Origin of the sequence: Haemophilus parainfluenzae (genome assembly GCF_900450995.1) — a bacterium.
Taxonomy (GTDB): domain Bacteria; phylum Pseudomonadota; class Gammaproteobacteria; order Enterobacterales; family Pasteurellaceae; genus Haemophilus_D; species Haemophilus_D parainfluenzae_O.
Genome location: NZ_UGHY01000002.1, coordinates 1,945,718 through 1,967,886, shown reverse-complemented (window position 1 = coordinate 1,967,886; position 22,169 = coordinate 1,945,718). Strand labels below are relative to the sequence as shown.

The 22,169-nt window shown below is 39.2% G+C and carries 26 protein-coding genes and 5 pseudogenes; 2 read left to right on the top strand and 29 right to left on the bottom strand.

The genetic code is table 11. The features are described from left to right. Nucleotides 1-134 precede the first annotated feature (134 nt). From DX522_RS11755 to DX522_RS10010, 4 genes and pseudogenes are all read right to left on the bottom strand, one after another. Nucleotides 135-260, bottom strand: a pseudogene (locus DX522_RS11755) (threonine/serine exporter); the annotation flags it as partial. 9 nt (nt 261-269) lie between these two features. Beyond that, nucleotides 270-395: pseudogene (locus tag DX522_RS12075) on the bottom strand (helix-turn-helix domain-containing protein); the annotation flags it as partial. Between the two features lie 75 nt (nt 396-470). Beyond that, the gene (locus DX522_RS10015; protein WP_115180686.1) at nt 471-1,145 is read right to left on the bottom strand and encodes a tetratricopeptide repeat protein; all 675 of its coding nucleotides are present in this window, start codon (nt 1,143-1,145) and stop codon (nt 471-473) included. 1 nt (nt 1,146) lies between these two features. After that, entirely contained in the window at nt 1,147-1,863 is a 717-nt protein-coding gene (locus DX522_RS10010; RefSeq protein WP_075875359.1) for a YwiC-like family protein, read from the bottom strand. Nucleotides 1,864-1,974: 111 nt separating this feature from the next. On the opposite strand from DX522_RS10010, the gene DX522_RS10005 reads away from it, so the two are divergent. Together DX522_RS10005 and DX522_RS10000 are read left to right on the top strand one after the other, a co-directional pair. Beyond that, complete coding sequence (locus DX522_RS10005) at nt 1,975-2,325, top strand: RidA family protein (RefSeq protein ID WP_005698531.1); 351 nt, start codon at nt 1,975-1,977, stop codon at nt 2,323-2,325. 90 nt (nt 2,326-2,415) lie between these two features. Further along, nucleotides 2,416-2,826 carry a YhcB family protein gene (locus tag DX522_RS10000; protein WP_115180685.1) on the top strand — a complete coding sequence of 137 codons (411 nt, stop codon included), beginning with the start codon at nt 2,416-2,418 and terminating at the stop codon, nt 2,824-2,826. Between the two features lie 58 nt (nt 2,827-2,884). On the opposite strand, the pseudogene lolE reads toward DX522_RS10000, so the two are convergent. From lolE to DX522_RS09870, 25 genes and pseudogenes are all read right to left on the bottom strand, one after another. Beyond that, a pseudogene (lolE, locus tag DX522_RS09995) lies at nt 2,885-4,134 on the bottom strand (lipoprotein-releasing ABC transporter permease subunit LolE). After that, nucleotides 4,134-4,817, bottom strand: coding sequence for a lipoprotein-releasing ABC transporter ATP-binding protein LolD (gene lolD, locus DX522_RS09990; protein ID WP_115180684.1), 684 nt, complete (start codon nt 4,815-4,817; stop codon nt 4,134-4,136). Before lolD ends, lolE begins: the two are co-directional and overlap by 1 nt. A gap of 81 nt (nt 4,818-4,898) precedes the next feature. Further along, nucleotides 4,899-5,539 (bottom strand): annotated as a pseudogene (gene bioD / locus DX522_RS09985) (dethiobiotin synthase). Nucleotides 5,540-5,551: 12 nt separating this feature from the next. Continuing rightward, nucleotides 5,552-6,331: a malonyl-ACP O-methyltransferase BioC gene (gene bioC, locus DX522_RS09980; RefSeq protein ID WP_115180683.1), complete on the bottom strand. Its 780-nt coding sequence runs from the start codon at nt 6,329-6,331 to the stop codon at nt 5,552-5,554. Beyond that, a complete protein-coding gene (locus DX522_RS09975) occupies nt 6,319-6,966 on the bottom strand; it encodes a DUF452 family protein (RefSeq protein WP_115180682.1) in 648 nt (215 codons plus the stop codon). The genes bioC and DX522_RS09975 overlap by 13 nt, the downstream gene beginning before the upstream one ends. A 9-nt stretch (nt 6,967-6,975) precedes the next feature. Continuing rightward, entirely contained in the window at nt 6,976-8,118 is a 1,143-nt protein-coding gene (gene bioF, locus DX522_RS09970; RefSeq protein ID WP_115180681.1) for an 8-amino-7-oxononanoate synthase, read from the bottom strand. An 8-nt stretch (nt 8,119-8,126) separates the two neighbouring features. Beyond that, on the bottom strand, nt 8,127-9,416 hold the full coding sequence (bioA, locus tag DX522_RS09965; protein WP_262054303.1) for an adenosylmethionine--8-amino-7-oxononanoate transaminase: 1,290 nt from the start codon (nt 9,414-9,416) through the stop codon (nt 8,127-8,129). 22 nt (nt 9,417-9,438) lie between these two features. After that, complete coding sequence (locus DX522_RS09960) at nt 9,439-10,620, bottom strand: lipoprotein-releasing ABC transporter permease subunit (protein ID WP_115180679.1); 1,182 nt, start codon at nt 10,618-10,620, stop codon at nt 9,439-9,441. Beyond that, entirely contained in the window at nt 10,620-11,567 is a 948-nt protein-coding gene (locus tag DX522_RS09955; protein ID WP_115180678.1) for a 2-hydroxyacid dehydrogenase, read from the bottom strand. Before DX522_RS09955 ends, DX522_RS09960 begins: the two co-directional genes overlap by 1 nt. A 66-nt stretch (nt 11,568-11,633) precedes the next feature. Then, on the bottom strand, nt 11,634-12,488 hold the full coding sequence (gene kdsA / locus DX522_RS09950) for a 3-deoxy-8-phosphooctulonate synthase (protein WP_005695859.1): 855 nt from the start codon (nt 12,486-12,488) through the stop codon (nt 11,634-11,636). A gap of 14 nt (nt 12,489-12,502) precedes the next feature. Further along, the gene (locus DX522_RS09945; protein ID WP_115180677.1) at nt 12,503-13,306 is read right to left on the bottom strand and encodes a SirB1 family protein; all 804 of its coding nucleotides are present in this window, start codon (nt 13,304-13,306) and stop codon (nt 12,503-12,505) included. After that, nucleotides 13,306-14,184, bottom strand: coding sequence for a peptide chain release factor N(5)-glutamine methyltransferase (gene prmC, locus DX522_RS09940; RefSeq protein ID WP_115180676.1), 879 nt, complete (start codon nt 14,182-14,184; stop codon nt 13,306-13,308). The genes DX522_RS09945 and prmC overlap by 1 nt, the downstream gene beginning before the upstream one ends. Next, nucleotides 14,184-14,624, bottom strand: coding sequence for an RDD family protein (locus DX522_RS09935; protein ID WP_181154752.1), 441 nt, complete (start codon nt 14,622-14,624; stop codon nt 14,184-14,186). Before DX522_RS09935 ends, prmC begins: the two co-directional genes overlap by 1 nt. A 52-nt stretch (nt 14,625-14,676) precedes the next feature. Then, nucleotides 14,677-15,759, bottom strand: a complete 1,083-nt coding sequence (prfA, locus tag DX522_RS09930) for a peptide chain release factor 1 (RefSeq protein WP_115180674.1) — start codon at nt 15,757-15,759, stop codon at nt 14,677-14,679. A gap of 97 nt (nt 15,760-15,856) precedes the next feature. Continuing rightward, on the bottom strand, nt 15,857-16,393 hold the full coding sequence (locus DX522_RS09925) for an elongation factor P hydroxylase (RefSeq protein ID WP_115180673.1): 537 nt from the start codon (nt 16,391-16,393) through the stop codon (nt 15,857-15,859). 137 nt (nt 16,394-16,530) lie between these two features. Then, complete coding sequence (locus DX522_RS09920; protein ID WP_115180672.1) at nt 16,531-17,109, bottom strand: NAD(P)H-dependent oxidoreductase; 579 nt, start codon at nt 17,107-17,109, stop codon at nt 16,531-16,533. A gap of 701 nt (nt 17,110-17,810) precedes the next feature. Continuing rightward, nucleotides 17,811-18,452: pseudogene (locus DX522_RS09910) on the bottom strand (hypothetical protein). Next, nucleotides 18,439-18,642: a hypothetical protein gene (locus DX522_RS09905; protein ID WP_262054213.1), complete on the bottom strand. Its 204-nt coding sequence runs from the start codon at nt 18,640-18,642 to the stop codon at nt 18,439-18,441. Before DX522_RS09905 ends, DX522_RS09910 begins: the two are co-directional and overlap by 14 nt. Next, nucleotides 18,639-18,968, bottom strand: a complete 330-nt coding sequence (locus DX522_RS09900) for a hypothetical protein (RefSeq protein WP_115180670.1) — start codon at nt 18,966-18,968, stop codon at nt 18,639-18,641. Before DX522_RS09900 ends, DX522_RS09905 begins: the two co-directional genes overlap by 4 nt. After that, nucleotides 18,961-19,176, bottom strand: coding sequence for a host cell division inhibitor Icd-like protein (locus DX522_RS11745; protein ID WP_262054212.1), 216 nt, complete (start codon nt 19,174-19,176; stop codon nt 18,961-18,963). Before DX522_RS11745 ends, DX522_RS09900 begins: the two co-directional genes overlap by 8 nt. Before the next feature lie 46 nt (nt 19,177-19,222). After that, a complete protein-coding gene (locus DX522_RS11740; RefSeq protein WP_262054211.1) occupies nt 19,223-19,552 on the bottom strand; it encodes an ash family protein in 330 nt (109 codons plus the stop codon). A gap of 236 nt (nt 19,553-19,788) precedes the next feature. Then, complete coding sequence (locus tag DX522_RS09890) at nt 19,789-20,217, bottom strand: ArsR family transcriptional regulator (protein ID WP_115180669.1); 429 nt, start codon at nt 20,215-20,217, stop codon at nt 19,789-19,791. 70 nt (nt 20,218-20,287) lie between these two features. Next, nucleotides 20,288-21,052 carry an antA/AntB antirepressor family protein gene (locus tag DX522_RS09885; RefSeq protein ID WP_115180668.1) on the bottom strand — a complete coding sequence of 255 codons (765 nt, stop codon included), beginning with the start codon at nt 21,050-21,052 and terminating at the stop codon, nt 20,288-20,290. A gap of 290 nt (nt 21,053-21,342) precedes the next feature. Further along, on the bottom strand, nt 21,343-21,750 hold the full coding sequence (locus tag DX522_RS09875) for a terminase (RefSeq protein WP_115180666.1): 408 nt from the start codon (nt 21,748-21,750) through the stop codon (nt 21,343-21,345). A 90-nt stretch (nt 21,751-21,840) separates the two neighbouring features. Next, nucleotides 21,841-22,152, bottom strand: a complete 312-nt coding sequence (locus tag DX522_RS09870; protein ID WP_115180665.1) for a hypothetical protein — start codon at nt 22,150-22,152, stop codon at nt 21,841-21,843. Nucleotides 22,153-22,169: the final 17 nt, after the last annotated feature.

Below are 22,169 nucleotides of genomic sequence, written 5' to 3'. Positions count from 1 at the left end.
AAAATATTATTACATTTGATATAGATCAAAAATCCTCATTTTTGATTATAAAATAAACATTAATGTGGTTATTAAATAAACATCGATGTGGTCGTTAAATAAACATTTAATTGCTGGTGAAAATAACAATTTATTTACACAACAGGTTTTTGTCGATAAAACAATAAGCCCGGTAAAGCTAATCCAAATACTATTGCGCCTAGGATAAAACTGGTATTAATAAAGGTGCTAATCATTTGTTCAAATAAAGCATCGGAAAACCGTTTCAACCATGTCCCGACTAGGGCATTGGAGGGAATATTGTAAAAACGCGCAGCTTCTCTAATACTCATTTTCTCATTCAAAATAGGTTGAAGAACCTGTAATTTAAATTCGATTGTGTAGTGTTTACCCATAAAAAAAACTGCACCTCAATTGTTGGTTTGTTGAGTCCAACTTTTGGGGGGCAGTTCAAATTCAACCGCACTTTTTTAATACAAGCTTAAACGTTGTAATCGCTGTCTGGCGATTTCTTTGATTTCATCCTTTTTCGCCGTATTCATAATTTCCAAATAAAGCAATTTGGCCAAACCAATATTGACTTGTGTTCCAACCCCTTCTTCATACAAACGAGCCAAACGGAATCGCCCCTCATTGCTGCCCGCATTCGCAGCTTTTTGGAACCATTTAAAGGCTTTGGTAAATTCTTTCTGATTGGTATAGATTTCCCCTAATGTAAGCATTGCATCAGGATCTTTTGTCGCACTGGTTTCAAATAATTTAATCGCTTGAGCGGTATCTTGTTTCACATAGTTGTTGCCGTTGAAATACATGATAGCCAAATTATTGATGGCTTTAATACTGCCTCGCTCAGCGGCTTCGCTAAACCACCAATAAGCCAACTCTTTATTTTCATCTACTCCGCGACCTAAATTATAAAGCATCCCTAAATTGCTTTGCGCTTGTAAATTACCTTCCAAAGCTAAAGGATACATAATTTCAAAAACGGCTTTCCAATCTTGTTTCTCAGCCAGTTTTTGCGCCAGATCCATTTTTTGCTGCTCCGTCATTTGCGCTTTATCCACCAAATCAATAGTTTTCATCGCAAATGCTGAACTGCTTAAGGTGAGCGTGGTGAGGAGTAAAAGTTTGGCTAATGTCTTCATCTTATAATGTCGCTATCAATAAAATAATCAAAAAAATGGCGGATGTTCCGAATTCTATTAGACCGACTTGCTTAACCGAAAGTTTCTTGGTGGGCAAATAAATGGCACGAATTAACGCTGGTACAAAAGCAAGTGATAAGACATATTGTTGGGTAAACAAGCAACCGAGCACACAAAGTATATGAAAAATAATAGAGGCTTTGAGATAAAGCGGATTTTTGCGTTCACGCATCATTGATTTGACGTAAAGCGTTGTGCCAATAAAGAATAAGCTTGGATACAGTGCTACCCACCAGATTTTTTCGTCAAAAGTGCGGTCGGAAAAATAATAGGATCCCATACCTGCAAGGGCAAAAATCGCAATACCCGCTAAATCATTGAGAAGATTACGTTCATCTTTTTTCTTGGTGTAATAGATACTCACCAACACAAAAGGAAACATGGCGGCAATAAAGAAAAGAATTTGCCAGTTATAAAAAATAGCAGGAAGCGCAAATAAAAAAGCTGCGACACCATAGATGATAGTCCACTTTTTATATTCCGCCATATTTTTGCCTTTAAAGAGACTCAGCATTGGGTAACTTAGCAAATACATGCTGAACCAAGCTAAAAGCAAAAAGAAATGCGCCCAAACAGGTGAAGCTAATAACATACCGTAAACAAAAGGCAATAATGCCATCACAATGGCGCCGTATTGATTCGAAATCAGGAGTTTCATAGTTCTCTTTAGTTGATAAAAATTCTCAATTATTTTATCTCACAATTTCTTGATTTACAAAGTCTAAAACCGCCTTTAGAATGGAATTATCTTCATCAAAAAGGAGCCATTATGTCGATTCAACGCATTCAACCAAGCAAACGCTTTTCTGAAGTGGTCATTCATAACAATACTGCCTATTTTGCCGGCCAAGTACCGGAAAAAACCGTTAAGCAAAATGCTTACGAGCAAACCAAAGAAGTCCTTTCACTGATCGATAAATTATTGGCTGAAATTGGTTCTGAAAAAAGCAAAATTCTTACCACGCAAATCTTCCTTGCTGATATGGCAGATTATGCTCAACTCAACCAAGCATGGGATGAATGGGTTGATAGCCAAAATCCACCAAGCCGAGCAACGGTAGAAGCGAAACTTGCAGATCCTGATTGGAAGGTTGAGATCGTGATTATTGCAGCTGTGTAAACGCTGCTTTTTCAAAATGTGATCAACTGCAAAGAAAGTTTTTCAGTTTTCCTTTACACTAAACATTGAATTCAAAAGAAGGAGTAATGTATGCAATCATGGACACCAGAAATGTGGCAAGCCACTGTGATTGGGCTTGTGGTTGGCGTAATCTTAGGCTATTTATTATTACGTTTAACAAAAGGTTCTGTAAAAAAACAAGTTCAGACCGAAGCTGAACTTCAAGAAGTGAAAATACAATTAAGCGATAAACAAGCACAACTTGAAAAACATTTCGCGGAAAGTGCCGAATTATTTAAAACCTTAATTGGTGATTATCAAAAACTCTATCGTCACTATGCGGTTTCATCTGAAACCTTACTTGGCAGTAAACCAGCCGACAAAGGTTTATTTACCCAGCAATTAGTGACCGCCTCATCAGAAAGTAAATCAGAAGAACCACCTCGCGATTATTCCGAAGGTTCATCTGGCTTATTAAAAACAGATAAAGAAAACCAATAATGATTAACGGTTGAACAATAAAAAATCAGGGATTAAATACTTAATCCCTGATTTTTTATTAATGATTACTCAATACTTGAGCCGGTTGTAACTTCGCGGCTCGACTGGCCGGATAAAGACTGGCGAGTAAACTCAATACCAATGCCGCCACGAGGACTAATACAACATCGAACCAATGTAATTCACTTGGTAAGAAATCAACAAAATAGATGCCATCTGATAACAATTTTTTACCGAGTAATGTCTCGATGCTTTGAATAATCGGCGTGAGATTCAGTGCAAGTACGACTCCTAACACGATACCAATCAAACACCCTTTCATTCCTGCAAGCAAGCCATACCAAATAAAGATCTGCTTAATAAAGCCATTATTTGCCCCAGGGTTCGCATAATCGCAATATCACCTTGCTTGTCTTTTACCGCCATAATTAAGGTAGAAACGATATTAAAACACGCTACCCCAATTACAAGCACCATCGCGATATACATCACTGTACGGATAAGCTGAATATCACGATACATATAACCAAATTTTGCCACCCAGTTTTGAATGTAAAGTAGTTGCGGATAATCATTTAGCATCGAATAATCCATTTCTTGTACTTTGAATGGATCATCAACTTTCAATTCAACACCGGTAATTTGATCTTCGCGATATTCCATTAATTCTTGCGCTTGAGGTAATGCCAGTAAGGCATAGCTATGGTCTAAGTGGCCATCTAAACGCAAAATAGCGGTCACTTGAACACGTTCACGATTAGGTTGAGCCATTTGATCTTCACCATTCGGTTGAGAAATCAATAATGACACCCAATCGCCTGCTTTAACATCTAACTCTTTGGCAATACCTGAACCCAGCACCAATCCGCCTTCTTCTGCGAATTTCTGCCAGCCATCACCTTCCACAAACTTACCAAGAGAACTCACTTGATCTTCAGCTTGTTTATTTACCCCTTTCACTTGTACAACTTTAAGTTTATTGCCATTTTCGACTAAGGCAGTAAAACTCACAAAAGGTGAAAGTGCGGTAATTTTTTTGTTTGTTTTTAGACGTTCCGCAAGGTTCTGCCAATGGTTTAATGTGCTCTCATTGCCCTGTGGATTTACTGTGATTTCCGCATGTGGTACGACTGCCAAAATACGTGAATTCAACTCACGCTCAAAACCATTCATGGCACTTAACCCCACAATCAACACTGCTACACCAAGGGCGATACCGATAGCAGAGAATTTTGAAATTAACGCTACCAACGGATTCTTTTGCTTACCTCGTTGATAACGCCAACTAATAAAAAACGGCGTATTCATCACACACCTTCCTTCAAAATACCATCTTGCATCACTAAACGGCGTGATAATTTTTCAGCAAGCCCCATATCGTGAGTGACTAATAAAAAAGCGATATTTTGCTCTTGGTTAAGTTGTTGAATAAGTTCAAAAATGCTTTCTGTGGTCTTGTGATCGAGATTCCCGGTGGGCTCATCCGCTAAAACTAACGATGGATTATTCACTAAAGCTCGTGCAATAGCCACACGCTGACGTTCTCCACCAGAAAGTGCAGAAGGACGATGCGTAACTCTATGACTTAATCCCACCGCACTTAGCATTTTTTCGGCACGATCTTTCGCTTCTGTTTTATTTTGATGACCAATCAACATCGGCATCATCACATTTTCAAGTGCGGTAAAATCTGCCATTAAATGATGGAATTGATACACAAATCCTAAATAACGATTACGCAAAGCAGCTAATTCATTAGCCGATGCTTTTTGCAAGGATTGTCCATTAATAAACACTTCCCCGCTACTTGGCTGATCTAAGCCGCCTAGGGTGTGTAATAAAGTACTTTTTCCTGAACCAGAACTCCCCACAATCGCAACCAACTCTGCAGGTTCCATAGAAAAAGAAACACCTTTTAACACTTGCGTTTGATTTTCACCTTCTTGATAAAATTTATTGATATTTTCGCATTTTAATAAATAGTTATTCATTTTTTACTCGTTTTAACCGCACTTTAGCAGCAAATCATCTCATTAAAAACTGGCGCGAGTCTATCACACTTTTCCCTGAGCTTAAATTTCAATGCGCCCAAAGCATTCAAATTCCGTTTCAGGAAAATATTTTTTAAGATAACGTTTTAAATAGCCTTGTGTCTCTTGACTAATGATAGGATCATATTCTGGATAACCGTTATACATTACGCTTAGTACTGACACACCATAAGAACGACAGGCCTCTAAACTTAATAATGTGTGGTTAATACTACCTAATTTTCCTGATGTCACCAAAATCAAAGGGTAATTGTTTGACTGGATATAATCTAACGTCGTCGCATCTTCACAATAAGGCACCATTAATCCTCCCGCCCCTCCAACAATACATAATCATATTTTTCTACCAAAAGTGCGGTGGATTTTTCAATAATTTTTTCACTAATTTCTTGCCCTTCGAGCTTTGCCGCTAAATGAGGAGAACAAGGATATTCAAAAAGATAAGGGCAGGTTTCGCCTTCTAAATCTTCTTCCGTCAAATCAATGCCTTGAATCTTTCGATGTACAAGCAAATCATCAGCGATATTTTTACAGCCTGTTTGAATCATTTTTTGTGTAATAACGGAAAAGCCTTGTTCCATCAACTTTTTAGCATAAATGCCTGTTGCAACAGTTTTACCTACATCGGTATCAATGCCCGATACAAAAATAACCTTGCCCATAAATACGCCCTACTAATTTCCAGCACGAGAATAACGTGCGATAAAAAACAATGGATGATAAGTTAACCGCACTTTACCCGATGGCAAACTAAAAGCCTTCACATAATCATCAATAAATTTGTTGAGATTTTTTCTTGTCCAATTTTTCTGATTAGTCGCTGTTACACCGGTATATTTCAGATGTTTGAGTACATCCAATGGAGTATCAAAGTCTAGTATTACATTAAAATCGTCACACCATAAAAGCTCAAAATCATTGGCTAACCAATTTTGCCATTGAGATAAATTAGGATAACTTAACCCCACATTCGTCATTTGGCGAATCTCTTTTAAATTATCTTCACCAAAGCTAGCAATCGCCAATAAACCATTAGGTTTCAATCCTGTTTTACAATGGGCAATAAAATTGTCAGGCTGATGGAACCACTGTACCGCTGATGCACTTGCAATCAAATCAAATCGTCGTTGAAAAGGAAATTTCTCTGCGTCACCACAATAAAAATCAAAGGGTTGAATCAGCTTTTCAGCGAGTATAGAGCGCACATCGCACAAATCATTAAATAACCAATAATTGGCTGAAATCTGTTTTTGCAACAATGAACTCAACATACCAGAACCGCAACCTAGTTCCAAAACGCTATCTAATGACCCATTTGGTAAATAGTCTTGCAAATGCATCATTAACTTAATATTCATTTTTTGTTGAATTAACGCATGTTCATCATAGCTATTTAAGGCTTTTTGGAAGGCTTGTTGAATACGCGATTTATTTACGGAAGTTAATGATTCCATAATGCCGACCAGTGGGTAAATCTTGAAAACACATAATGCTCCCCCTCTATTTCCTGAACAGCACAACGCGATGCCCAATATTGGTGCTGATTAGCTGGCATAAAAATTTTATCGCGAGAACTAACCCATGCATTTGCCCAGTGAATAAGATCGGTGCGTTTATCCTGCTGAATCATTGCAAAAAGTGCGGTGAGTTCTCGATGAATTTCGTTAAATGGTCGTGCAGAAAATTGCTGATAACGTTCAAAAGATACTTTGTCACCACAAACTCTACGTTCAAACTTTGAACGAGTATTTTCTGTGAGATTATCTAACGTACCTTTAAAAATAGCATAGGGAATACCAAAGCTATCATCACAAGGTAAACCTGTTCCATTCACTGCTGTGGCAGATTGTAAGGTGATTCCTTGTAATAGTCGCTCTGCCACCCAAACACCCATTGACCATGCCACTACACGAATTTGCTGATAGGCAGAAAAATCAAAATCTAACTTCAAATCTTGATAATCATAGCAAATTAATAAATCATGATCTGTTGGCAAAATCAAATGAGCCACAGCATCAAGAGGTGTTCCCCAGCCAGCAAAATAAACTATTAAATGCTCACCTTGATGATCATAAAATTTCGTTTTCACATTATTTCCTTATAAGCATGCCACAAACTGTTTTACTTCATCTATTGTCATATCTGCCGTCAAAGACAATCGTATTCTGGATGTACCTTTGGGTACTGTCGGTGGTCTAATCGGCAAGCAATAATAACCTTGCTCTTGCAGATCTTTTGCCTTAGCAAGGGTTGCTTCGTTCTCACCTAAAATATAGGGAACAATGCAAGTTTGGCTTGACATTATTTGCGTTCTATGCTCCACTTCTTGGCGTAAAAATGCACTTAACTGCTCAAGATGCGTTCTTTCTTTTGAAAGTTGTGGTAATCGTTCAAAAATAAAATGAGTCCACGCCACATTAAACGGCGGAAGTGCGGTTGAAAAAATCAATGGGCGCATTTGATTAATCAAACATTCTTTTAATATTTGATCACCGACGACATAAGCGCCCATTGAAGCTAAGGCTTTGCCAAAAGTGCCAACCAATAAATCTATATCAGCTATCACATTAGCTTGCTCAGCAATACCTAATCCGTTTTTACCATAAACGCCTATTGCATGAGCTTCATCCACATAAAGATAAGTATTGGGAAACTGTTTTTTTAATTGAACAAGATACTTCAAATCAGCTATATCGCCATCCATACTAAAAACGGACTCTGTCACAATAAAAGTGCGGTCAAATTTTCCGGCATTTTTTTCGAGCAGACTCTTTAGATGTTCATAATCATTATGACGATAACGAAAGAACCCACATTGGCTTAAACGAATGCCATCAATCATACTGGCATGCACTAATTTATCTGCCAAAATTAAACTTTTTGTTGTCGTCAACGCCGGTAAAATACCAAGATTGGCGTGATAGCCACTGTTAAATAATAAAGCGCTTTCTCGTTGGAAACGTTGAGCAATGAGCTGCTCAAGATCGGTATAAATAGGAAAATTTCCCGTTAATAAACGAGACGAAGAACTGGTAAAAGAAGGGAAATTATCGCCATATTGCTGTAAAAAAGACTGACGCAAGTTTTCATTCGATGCCAAACCTAAATAATCATTAGATGACATATTCAGCATTTTGCGATTTTCTCGCGTAATATATCGTCCTTGATGAACTAAGTCTGGAATTGAACGATATTGATTTTGTGCGCTAAGCTGTTCTAGTTGCTGTTTGAAAGCATCCATTTTTTATCCTAATGTTCATATTCCTGCGTTAAAGCCAGAATCATGCCTTCCGTTAATTTCTGAAGTTCATCATTTTTAATCACAAATGGTGGCATCACATAAACCAATTTTCCGAAAGGTCGAATCCAAACACCTTGTTCCACAAAACGTGGGACTAAAGTTTTCATATTTACCGCACTTTTCATTTCAACCACCCCTATCGCTCCTAATACGCGAACATCTTTGACGTAATCTTTTTCAGCTAAAGGCGAAAGCTGTTGTTTTAAGGAAGACTCAATTCGCTGAATATTTTGCTGCCAAGGGCTTTCCAACAATAAACGGATAGATTCTGCTGCAATTGCACAAGCCAACGGATTTGCCATAAAAGTGGGTCCATGCATAAAACATTTAGCCTCACCGCGACAAATAGTGTGCGCAATTTCAGTGGTCGTAATGGTTGCCGATAAAGTTAAATAACCACCAGTTAAGGCTTTACCGATACACATAATATCTGGCGAAATCCCAGCATGCTCGGCAGCAAATAATTTCCCTGTGCGGCCAAAACCTGTAGCAATTTCATCAAAAATTAGCAATACACCATATTGTTTACAAAGCTCTTGCGCTTTCACTAAATAAATTGGCGAATAAAAATACATACCGCCCGCACCTTGCACGACAGGCTCTAAAATAAGTGCGGCGATTTCGCTACCTTTTTTCTTAAGTAAATCAGCTAAAGGTTCTATCACACAATCATTCCAAGATTCATTAAATGGAATGTTGGGTTGAGGAAGAAAATATTGTACAGGCAGACTATGATGAAATAAATGATGCATACCCGTAGTTGGATCACACACTGACATCGCATTCCAAGTATCACCATGATAACCCGAACGGATGGTGGCGAATTTTTGTCGTTGTACTTCCCCTTTAGCGTGCTGATATTGAATAGCCATTTTCATCGCTACTTCCACAGCAACAGAACCACTATCAGCAAAAAAGATCTTATCTAATCCATTTGGCAAAATTTGTACCAATAATTTGGCTAATTCCACCGCGGGTTCATGGGTAAAACCGCCAAACATAATATGGCTCATTTTTGCCAACTGATTATGTGCAGCCGCATTTAAACGAGGATGATTATAACCATGCAACGCCGCCCACCAAGAAGACATGCCATCAATCAAATGACGACCATCTTTTAAGGTTATTATCACGCCATCTGCACGTTCTACCGCATAAAGTGGCATATCAGAAGAAACTGAAGAATAAGGATGCCAAATATGTTGTGTATCAAAAGCTAAAAGTGATTGTTCATCCATCATTCATTTACCATTAAAAAACTTATTCGTATCGCAAGGCAGCGGCAGGCTCTACTTTCGCTGCTCGATAAGCAGGATAAAGGGTAGAAAGTAAAGAAAGTAACAAGGAAAATCCAATAACAAAAATCATTTGAACAAAGGATAATTCTGTCGGTAAAAAAACACCTTGTGGATTTACCGCACTTACAATGTCTGTTAAGTTCAACGTGACTAAAACACCCAAAATAGCACCGAGCAATGTGCCAACAAATCCCACCAGTAATCCTTGATAAATAAACACTGAACGCACTTGAGATTTTGTTAAGCCCTGAGTTTGCAAGATCGCAATTTCCCCTTGTTTATCCACCACCATTAAACTTAAAGAGGTCACGATATTGGAAATCGCCACGACAATGATCAAACTAATCAGCAATCCCATCATATTTTTTTCCATTCTCACCGCTTGGAAAAATTCACCTTTTTGGACGCGCCAATCCGTGATTTTTTGTGTTGGGAAATGTTGAGGGAGTTCTGTAATTTGAAACGGATCATCCAAAAATAAACGATAGCCCTGTGCTTGCTGCGGTTGAATACGCATTAAGCGACCAATATCTGTAATATTAGCAAAAGTTTCATAACTAGATGCATCGCCATAATCATAATAAATATCGCTAACAGTAAATAAACGCTGCATTGGTACCCGACCGAATGGTGTATATTGGCTATTTTCCGTAATCATCAAACGGATTTTATCCCCAATATTCACGCCCAGTTTTTGCGCAAGTTGATCACCAATGACCAGTTTAAATTCACCACTAGGTAAAATTTCGTTAAATTTAGCCTGCTCGAAAGAATCAACCAAAGGATCATCAGAAAATGATTGAATACCAATGATTTGTCCTGCACTCACGCCTTTTGTCGTTTGGTAAATCACATTTGTTGTATTGATCGGCACCGCTTTTTGGACAAAGTGCGGTAAATTTTCTAATATTTTTTCTGTAGAAATAGGCTGCTCTTCACTCACAATCGCATGAGGAATGGAAGATAACACCTGTTGTTTTTGGTAACCTTCTAATCCATTCATCACCGAAAGCACGATGATCAATGCCATCACGCCAAGCACAATACCGAGACTGGCAAGATTAGTCACTAATCGCCCAAAACGATCCGCACTTTTCGCACGCCAATAACGTAGCGCAATATAAAGAGAAATAGGAAAATTCATTATTTTTGATTTAATTGTTGTATAAATTCTTCGATGTTTTGCATTACTTTTCCAACTAATGTTGTCACTGCACTATCACTCGCCCAAGCAATATGCGGGGTGATAATTAAATTAGGCATAGTTTTTGCAGCTAAAATTAACGAATTATCTTTTTCTGGTGGCTCTTTTACCATTACATCCAAAGCTGCTCCGCCTAAATGCCCCGTTTTTAACGCATCAACTAATGCAAGTTCATCAATCAAAGGCCCACGCCCTGTATTAATCAAAAATGCTCCTTTTTTCATTTGGGATAAGGTGTCTGCATTCATTAAATTCTTGGTTGTTTCGGTTAATGGACAATGCAACGTCACAATATCCGCTTGTCTTAATACTTCCTCAAAGGGCGTATAACCTTCACGGCAAACAGTGGCATCTTTATGTTCTGCATAAAGCACTTTCATTCCCACTGCATTAGCCAAACGCCCCACTTCTGTCCCTAAGCAACCTTTACCAAATACGCCCAATGTGGAACCGCGCACATCTGTAATTGGGTAATCAAAATAACAAAATTGTTTACTTTCCGCCCATTTTGCTTCCATTTGATCGCGTAACCAACCTGCCAAGCTGTGTTTTAACGCAAAAATCATCCCCAACACATGCTCAGGTACCGTTGTGGCAGAATAACCCGTCACATTTTTAACCGTCACACCTAATTCTTTTGCTGCGTCTAAATCCACGTTATTGGTGCCTGTTGCGGTGAGAGCAATGAGTTTTAATTTCGGTAATTGTTGCAACACCTCACGGCTTAAAATCACTTTACTGGTGATAATAATATCCGCGTCTTTTGCTCGCTCAATAGTTTGCTTCGCAGAAGTATATTCATACTCTACCCAGTTATGCGGAAAGCTTGGGCGAGGAATAGGAATATGTTTTGGAATTGCAGTGCTGTCTAAAAATACGATATTCATTGTTATCTCCTTTTACAGAACAAAAGTGCGGTCAAAAACAACACTATTTTCAACCGCACTTCTCTATTAAATAGACGTATCTAATTCAGGGAAAGACTTCACTAAATCATCAATGGCTTTCATCTGCGAGACAAAACCTTCTAATGCTGAAAGTGGCAATGCAGAAGGGCCATCACATTTTGCTTGATTTGGATTTGGGTGCGCTTCTAAGAATAAGCCTGCAATGCCAATTGCTAAACCAGAACGGGCTAATTCGGTCACTTGTTCACGACGACCGCCTGAAGCAGCACCAAATGGATCACGGCATTGTAATGAATGAGTCACGTCAAAAATGACAGGGCTGCCTTTAGACACTTTTTTCATCACACCGAAGCCTAACATATCCACCACTAAATTATCGTAACCGAAGTTTGAACCACGATCACAAAGGATAATTTTATCATTACCACATTCTTCAAATTTATCCACGATATTACCCATTTGACCTGGGCTTAAGAATTGTGGTTTTTTCACGTTAATTACCGCACCAGTTTTTGCCATGGCTTCAACTAAATCAGTTTGACGTGCTAAGAATGCCGGTAACTGAATCACATCCACCACATCAGCAACAGGCTGGCATTGATAGATTTCGTGCACATCGGTAATCACTTTCACGCCAAAGGTTTCTTTTATCTCTTGGAAAATTTTTAAACCTTCTTCCATGCCTGGACCACGGTAAGAATGAATAGATGAACGATTCGCTTTGTCAAAAGAAGCTTTAAACACATAAGGTACGCCAAGTTTCTCTGTCACTTTCACATAAGCTTCACAGACTTGCATTGCCATATCACGACTTTCAAGTACGTTCATTCCACCAAAAAGCACAAAGGGTTTGTCATTTGCGACATCAATATTGCCGATTTTTACAATTTTATTTTGCATAAATTTTCCTTAAATCAATGGAGGGCAAAAGGATCTTTATCAATCTCGCCCTTAAGTTCTAAAAGTTGAGTTCGGATTAAAGCCGCAGTTGGGTCTTCCGGACAACGTTCCACAAAAAATTCTAAATCTTTCAATGCTGAAGGGTAAGCCCCCATTTGAGCTAAAACCAAACCGCGATCACGGATGTGATAAGGATCTTCATCATTGCCAATCAATAAATTCTCAATATAACGGTATGCTATGTCGTTATGCTCTTCGCGGATGAGCGCATTCTTCGCCAGTTGCTCAAAACGAGAATAAAGTAAGGAAAGATCGGCTCTATCGAGTTCTTCAGGTTGAATTTGCACACCAAAGCCAAATGCCCCTTCATAAAGTTGCTGTAATTTTTCTTGCGATATATAAGTGCCATCCCAAGGATCAATAAAAGCCACTTCATCTCTTACTTCGGCACGTAAAATGAGTTGTGTTGGGAAATTTACTGGATAAATCGGTAAATCTAATACGTCAGCTAAATAAAGCACTATCGCCCCAAGAGTCACTGGCATACCTTGACGATGTTGAAACACATAAGGCAAATATAAATTGCGAGCATAAAAATAATCTTCTGGATCGCAATGAAAGCCCCAATCACCATAAAATAGCTGTAGTAACTGATGAATCTGCTCTTCTTTTGGCCAATCTGGCGAAATTTCTTTACGTGCTTTACGTACAAGTCCACCAATTGTTCCCCGAAGTTGCGCTTCTGATGATCCATCATCTGAGATGGTATTATAAAAATGCACAAATTGATCGTATAACGCACGTCGATAATATTTCATTACTTCTTCCAAAAACCTAAAGTGACACGCTCATTGTCGCCATAATCACGCACGGTTTCAACCATTTCCCAATGATTTTCTTGGAAAATTGACCAGACTTTTTCGCCTTGTTGCCATCCGTGTTCAAGCAATAATGCGCCCTTAGAATTCAAATAACTTGGCGCTAATTCAATAATATGACGCAAATCAGCATAACCCGCATCATTGGCAACTAATGCAGAAAGCGGTTCAAAACGTACATCGCCTTGACTCAAATGTTCATCTTGAGCATCAATATAAGGCGGATTGCTGACAATAAGATCAAACTGCCCTGTTATATTTTCAAACCAACTGCTCTGTAAAAATTTCACATTTAGCTTATTTCTTTCCGCATTAGATTGGGCTAACGCCACAACATCGGACATAAGATCAACACCAATTATTTCTAATGAAATTTGTCTTTTTTGACAAATAGAAGAAAGCTCCGATGCTAATGCTAATGCGATAGCGCCTGTGCCAGTGCCGAGATCAAGAATACGAAAGTGCGGTGGATTTTCTTGTAATTTTTCTAAAGCAATTTGTAATGCTTTCTCTACGAGAATTTCAGTATCTGGTCTCGGAATCAAGGTGCCTTTTGAGACATTTAATGGCAACGACCAAAATTCTTTTTCTCCAAGAATATAAGCGATAGGTTCACCTTTTAGACGACGATCTAAAAGTGCGGTCAATTTTAACCGCACTTTTTCATCAATCTCGGTATCATCAAAAGCAAGGATTTGCGTACGCGATTTGCCAGTAACCTGTTGAAGAAGCACAAGCGCATCAATTTTACTATTTTCAGTGGGATTTTTTTGTGCTAAATCCACAATCGCTTGTGCCAGCCATTCTTTATAATTCATTATTTTTCGTCTTTTAACACAATCGTGCCGGCCACTAAATCCGTTAAAGAACGACGATCATCGCGCACAAGTGCAACAATACCGCTAATGATTAATAAGAAACTTGTCCACGCCAATAAAATATCAATAATTTCGCGACCAATGTATTTACCAAATTCAACTGGTTGATTGGTATGATAATTAAATACACGCAAGCCTAACCAGCGTTTTGCCATTGTTTGGCCATAAGTTTTCATGAAATATAACTGAAAACCAGCATATACAATCGTCCCCACTACACCGGCGAAATCCCCCAATGCAAAACCAAGACCAACCATCACCCAAAACACAAGCCCATTAATTATACTTGCAAGCCAGCGTTTAAAACGGCTCGCTTGAGCGGGTTGAGAAGGTTTGAAAGCAGAAGAAAATTCAGCATCTTTTTGATTTTCAATGATCATTTTATTTCCCTGTAAAGTTAAAAAGGACATCTGAAATCAGATGCCCCTATCATTAATTCTGTTCAGACAATGCCGCCAACTGATCCGCTTGATATTCGGTAATAATCGGCTGAATCAGTTCATCAATTTTACCATTCATCACTTCATCCAAACGGTAAATTGTGATATTGATACGGTGATCTGTGACTCGACCCTGCGGATAATTATAAGTACGAATTTTATCGGAACGATCGCCTGAACCTAATAAGTTACGACGCATATCAGTTTGCTCTGCCGCTTGGCGTTCTTGCTCTGCCTGAACAATACGTGAAGCCAATACCGACATTGCTTTCGCTTTATTTTTATGTTGTGAACGTTCATCCTGACATTCCACCACAATACCTGTTGGAATGTGAGTAATACGTACGGCAGAGTCTGTTGTATTAACGTGCTGACCACCTGCACCAGATGAACGGTAGGTATCAATACGTAAATCTGCTGGATTGATTTCCGGCATTTCAGATTCAGGTAATTCAGGCATAACCGCAACAGTACAAGCTGAAGTATGAATACGCCCTTGCGATTCAGTTTTTGGTACACGTTGTACACGGTGGCCGCCTGATTCAAATTTTAACTGACCATACACGCCATCACCGCTTACTTTGACGATCACTTCTTTATAACCACCCTGCTCACTTTCATTTGCACTGAGCATTTCAACACGCCAGCGTTTACTTTCTGCATAACGGCTGTACATACGGAATAAATCACCGGCAAAGATACCCGCTTCATCACCACCCGTACCCGCACGAATTTCTAAATAGCAGTTATATTCATCATTTGGATCTTTTGGTAATAAAAGAATTTGAAGTTGTTGCTCCACTTCTTCAATTTCGGCTTTGGATTCTTCAATTTCCATTTCTGCCATTTCTTTCATTTCAGGATCATCTAACATCAACTCAGCTTCAGCAATGTTAGAATTAAGCTGATTCCAACGATTAAAACATTTCACCACATCTTCAAGTTGTGAATATTCTTTAGAATAAGCACGGAATTTATCCTGATCTGAAATTATCGACGCATCGCCTAGCAATGCCTCTAATTCTTCATAACGTTCTTTTAAACTTTCAAGTTTTGCAATAATAGAATCTTTCATATTTTTATAAAGTTAAAGCCAAAAATAAAATCGGCCTATTTTAGCCGATTTTAAGGAAAATTGACAGACGCAAAATCTGCCTAAAAATGACCGCACTTTAGATGCGAGTCACATCAAATTTCGCTAAATCAATTCGATCTTCTGTGCCATAAAATTGAGCCAAGGCATGACGCAAGATTTCTGCGCGTTTTGGTAAGCCTTTTTCTGCATAGGTTTTCACTTGTTCATACACGGCTTGTTTAAAAGGTTGCGTATCTCCTAGATTGCCATTTAAATTATCCGCACTGGCAAAATAACGGAAACCTGCCGCCGTTGCCAAAATCCATTCCAGTGCTTGAGGCTTCACTTCCACCTTTTCAAAATCACGCTGACGTTCTTCAGAACGGCCATCCGGCTCATACCAATAGCCAAAATCTTCTAATTTACGGCGCTCTTTCCCCGCCACCAACCAATGGGCAATTTCATGTAATGCACTGCTGTAAAAGCCTCTCGCAAAGTAAATCGCGTTATAAGGCACCTCATCATTTGCAGGAATGTAAATTGGCTCCTCCCCACCTTTAACCAATCGCGTATTATATTCTTCTTCAAAACATTGATTAAAAATCGCAATGATATCCTCAAGTTTGTGTTCCATTCTATCTCCAAATATTTTTATAAATAACGCCTCTTAAAAGGTTTGAGAATTATCTCATTTTTAATGGCTTTCACAAAGTCTTGGGTAAATAAAAAAGGTGAGCCCAAATGCTCACCTTATAAACTAATATTTAGTAATTATCCGAACACCTTTTCCAAGTGTTCTTGGTAGTCTGTTAAGTATTGTTCTACTTGTGGATTTTTAATCACATCGTTACATAAGAATGTCGGCAGACGGCTCAAGCCGATAAACTCGTTGAGTTTGTGGAAAGGCATGTACATAGCATCCACACCTTTGCCTTCGAAGAAGTCGCCTTCGCGGGTGAAGGCTTCAATCGGCGCATTCCAAGTAAGTGAAAGCATGTGTTTTTTGCCTTGCAACAAGCCACCTGTGCCGTAGCCTTCAGTCGGATTGACACTATGACGACCATCGCTGTGGTAAAGCTTGCCGTGTCCGCTGGTTAATACTTCGTCTATGTATTTTTTCACTGTCCAAGGTTCGTGCATCCACCAACCTGGCATCTGCCAAATCACGGCATCCATCCACAAGAATTTTTCAATTTCTGCTTCAATATCATATCCGGCATCAATCACGGTTTCTTTTACATTGTGTCCAAGTGCGGTCAAAACTTCTTTCGCTTTTTTGTGAAGCGTATGGTTCAACTCGCCATGTGAATGACCAAACGCTTTTCCACCGTCTAGTAATAAAATATTCATTTTTTCTCCTTTAGCTAATAATTCACCGATTACTAAGCACTTTAGTAATGCAACAATTTAACCAATCAATAAACTCCAACTATTAAATATACTACTCAAATTCGAGAGTTTGATAGAAGTTAAAAGCGTAATAAAAAAGCCTTGAAGTCATTATTTTCAAGGCTTTAAAGTCTTTCATAGGACTTGATAGGTTTATTTTGTGGTGGGCTGGCGTTATCTGAATTGTTGTTTGTAAGCCTTGTTATTGCTAGAACTGTGCAATTTGGTTTTTACTCCGTATAACTAAACGTATAACTAAAATCTAAAGTGCCTATAAAAATGGCGGTAATAGGGAGGTTTTTTAACGCTATAAAAAAGAGGTTTTCGGGAATTATAAAAAAGCGATTTAAGCAGAAGATGATGATGGTTAGAAATGCGAAAAATTGGCAATCTCCGCGCGCCCGTTACCCCGTGGAAAAGGGTATCCCTTCAGGAGTACCTTTTATTCAATGGGGAATAAGTCCGTTTTTAGTCGCCGCCACCTGTCATCATCATAAAATCTTAATTTTGCGGTGGTGGAAATTGAGTTAATCGGGCTGTTCTGAGTTTGAAATACTGTAGAGATTTTCCCTGCCCCTTATCGATTGGCGGAATTTTAAAATCAACCCCATGCAAGCCATAAAAAAGGGCAGTTATTTTAGCCGCCCTTGTTTGCCGGTGGATTATTCTCCGTTGCCATCTGTAGTTTTCTGTAGTTCTATGCGTTCAAGATTTAACTGCTCAATCTGTTTCGCCACCTCTGAAAATCTGAAAATAAGATACCCGTTCAGTTGATTAAACGATTTCAAAAGTGCGGTCTATTCTTGGGTTAAATTGGTGCCCTTGGCTAATTCATTAAATAACTTTCCACCACCTTTTAACCTGCCGGCTAAATCGGCGCATTCTTCCCGCATTTTTAGCTTATGATGGAAATCATCAGGATAAACCTCTAAGCATTTTCGGTTACTGTCATGAATTAGCTTAAATTGGCGCGTAAGCTGGCTATATTCCACCACCAATAGATTGATAGATAGTTTCCCTTGGTATTTGTTTTTAGTCTCTCTATGCTCGTTTCCTTGCGTATTTTTAACTAAACCAAAATTGGTTTGGTTGGCATTTTTAACCGAATCATTTTTCGCTTTCGCAAATTCGCAGCCTGTTTCGCAGTTTCTTTTTATAAAGCCAGTATCATCAAGGGTTAACTGTGTTTTGTTTTGTTTCGCAGTTTCGCAATCAATTTCGCAGTTTTGAACGTGTTTTCCATTCACTGGCGCACGATTATCTTTCCACTGTTGAAGCTGTGTCATTGGGTTAGTTGGTTTCATTTTCGCCCTCCGCTAAAACAGTGATAGCTTCTAAACGTCTGCCTAAAACGTCTATTTTGCCAATCTCAGCTTTTGCCCGTATCTTGGCTTGTAGTGCGTCTCTAAGTGAACAATATTGCCCGGCTGTGAATTGGTCGCCGTTGTCATAGATAAAAACAAGGGTGTAAGGGAATTTCGTGTTACTCATCATTTCGCCCCCTTATCTCCACCATTGAGATGATAAGTTGCTTGAATAGCAGTTTCTCGTAAGGTATTAAGAAAATAAGCGTTAGCCTGAATTAATGCTCCAATATGTTTCACATTGTTATTGCTCATAGCTTGGCGATCAAAGGTTTGCTCGCTCTCAGCAAAGAAACCTAAGCGGCTTATCATATCGCCCAATTCCATTAAGCCATATTCGATAGATTCACAAAGACATTCGCTTTCTGTGCGAATTTTCTCTAAGGTCTGCTCACTTACATCGTTACTATTAACAACATCTTGAAGAGCTATTTGAATAGCATCATAACTAAGCATGGACCACCTCCGCGAAAGAGATTGAAGGGAAAGTATTTGCGGATAAAGCACTAGCGTTTTGAAGATTGATTTTGCCGGCAAACACAAGAACAAAATCACGGGCGAATTGGGCGCGTGCGGCTCGTTCAGTGTCAGCAGTGATACGGATTTTTTGAATCTGATTGGTTAGATCGATACGGCGAATAGCCGCAAAAATGAATTGATACATTTGCGTAAGTTCCAATGTTAAATTTTCAGGAACTACCGCTAACTTCCTACGGTTGGCGGTAGCGCGTAATAGGGTAGGAAACTGCCAACATTGGAAAGCAGCCAACCGCTAAGGGTTGCCCATTACGCACTACCATTGAGAGAATTTTTAGATTGAATAAAACAAAATCCGCCAATTCTTGAGGTGTGCGAATGTTACGAACAAAAAAAGCACGATTTAAAGGCGTGCTATCGTTCGCCAATGTTAAATGGTTCAGCTTCCTACGGCTGGCAATCGTTTTTTGCGACTGCGTGGATATATTGACAAAAATACGGGGAGTTTGTAAAGCAGTTTTTGAAGGGAATTTCGATTTTTTGATATTAACTGAGTTAATCAATGATATTAACTGAGTTAATCAATTAGGTTATTTTTTGACCAATCTAAATGAGAATTGATTAACTGAGTTAATCAGTCAGCGCATTTTGGGGGTTCTCATTGATTAACTGAGTTAATACCTTTATATAATTATAGCCATACATGTATGTTTTTTTGTCTTGGTTCTTACTTATAAAATTATTCAAAAAGTAACCGACAAACATAATTTGGTCTTTCACAAAAAAATCAGGTCAAAAGTTAAAATGACTTTTTCCATTTGTCGCTTGGTCTATCTGTTGCTTTAAGTGTAATCCCTGCCTTGTTTACATCATTTAGTGAAAAGCACGTTAAGGCATAAAGCGAACATTGATTCTTGCCACCTTGGCGGGTTACTTCTAAAAAATCCGCTGCAATAAGTTCATCAAGCGCTTTCTTTAATCCGGGTGCGGATAGTTGAAAAATCTCTTTAGATTTATTCAACGGCGCGGATAAGTTGCCATTATTGCCCTTGTTGTACAAGCCGATCATCTTCATCAAAACCCATTTAGCCGCTAGGCTTAGAGGCTCGATTTCTTGACCAAGAACAACATCATGGCGCAACATTGAAAAAGTGCTGCCGTTTACTGATTTCTTGAATTGATTCTGTTTTTTTGAACTTCTGCCTTTTCTTTCTGCGTAACTCTTCATATAATAAACCCGTTCAATTGATATTTAATCTTGCCTATGCCGTTCTTGAAGAAAGCATAGGCATTTTTGTTTATGAATGGTGGCGTTCCCGTTCTGCCAGTGTTATCAATCGTCCCTTGCGCTCGTAGTAGTTCATGCCCAAATTAATTAGCGCGGTGTTGGTGGCCTGCAAGGTTTTCAGTGTGTTTAGTTGTTCTGTTGTGAATCTGTCACGCACATTTCCAATAATGCCCTGCTGTTTCTTCCACCGGCGCACGTTTTCACCTAAAACAAGACTATCCAGCATTTCCTGTTCCCTTGAGTAATAAAACGCTTTAGGGGCTTTATTGGTGCGCTGTAATGTTGCCTTGATTGCATCCGTCATTTCTCGGTTATGGTCGATTGCCGCCAACCGCGCCTGTGTTTTGGCAAGCGTGTTTTTATAAACCGTTGGCGCAACCTGTCTTAACTGTCTTTCTGCGTCAATAAAGTGCTGTCTAACCGCTCTGCCGATTTCGTTCTTCTCCATTAAGCAAAGGTGCTTTGCCATATCAAGGGTAACGATATAATCAGAACGATTATGCCCGCCTCGGGTTTCTTTTTGCTCGCCCATTTTGTCGTGCAAAAAACAATCACTTTCTTTGCTTGCCAATTTTGGCAAACCAATGGTGGAATTTTGAACAATGGCAAAATCCTGATTTTCAATAAAGCCCGCTTGTTCAATTCGTGCTTTAATCCATTTTGAATAATCCCGCCCCACTTTCAAAAGTCGGTGAACATCGCGCGCATTAATGCCTTGATTTCCACCATCAAGGGCTTGTGTGATTTGTAATAGGTTTATAATTTCGGTTTTCATGGCGTTATCTCCTTTAAACGTTTTTCCATGCTGTCTAAATGTTTCTTTGTGGTGTAAAAACTTGTTTTCAGCGATTCATTAAGCGGGTGAGTGTCTATAGCGCACTCTAAATCGCTTACCTTGAGCTTTAATACGTCCACCACCTCTTTTATTGGATAAGGCTCAAAATCGTTATACAGGCTCGGAAAAGTGAAGATTTGAGCCGATTTCTGATAATGTTTAACCGCTTGAAGTAAAATAAGCGGGTTATGTTTGGCTATTGCGCATTTCATTAAATACTTACCCTTTTATTAGCGGATCTTCTTGTTCCTAATTAAAAAAATGTCAGGTTTTGTGATGGATCTTTTTAAACGCTCCACCTCTTTAAACAACCCTTTCATTCCTCTCGGAATCACAAAAGGGCGCGCCGGCGGAAGCTTGATTTCTATCGGTTCACCGGTGATTAAATCCGCCCTCCATGTTCTCAAGCGGTAATGCGGTAAGACTTCCCCGCGTTGTTGCATCTCTGCTTTTTCCTGCTCGATTTGTTCCGCTACTCGATAATGGTTCAGTAGCTCGCTGGCTTTTGCCCGTAGTGTGTGCGGTTTCATTCTGCCGGCGCGTTCCTCCCCTAATACCATTCGTAAAGCGTGGGTAGCGTTTCCCATCTTGGCGTAGGCTTTGGCAAATTGGCTTCGTATTTCGCGGCCATATCCCATCGTTTTAAATTCCCCTTAATTGCTTTTGTGCAATATGCACCTATCCTGAACTTCCTCGCGCGCGTACGCGTACTGGTCGCAAAACTCTCTTTAGTCCACCACCGACAAATCGACCGATTCGCCTTTGTCTTCTTGCTTGCTAATTAGCATTTCAAGCTGTCCTTTCAGTAGTTCTATTTCCATCAGGGCATAAGTGGCTTGGTCGCAAATAAACTCTAAAGCGTCTTTGTGCGTGAACGGAATTTGTACCTTTTGCCCGGTCTCATCGATTCGGGTTTGAGTTACTTTTCCATCAAGTGATAAATCGGCGATTTCATACATGCGCTCAATGATTGCGTAAATGCTACATAGCGTCACTGTGTTGCATTTTTGAGGGTGTGGTAATGGGTTTATATTATTCATTCTTTTTAATCGATCCT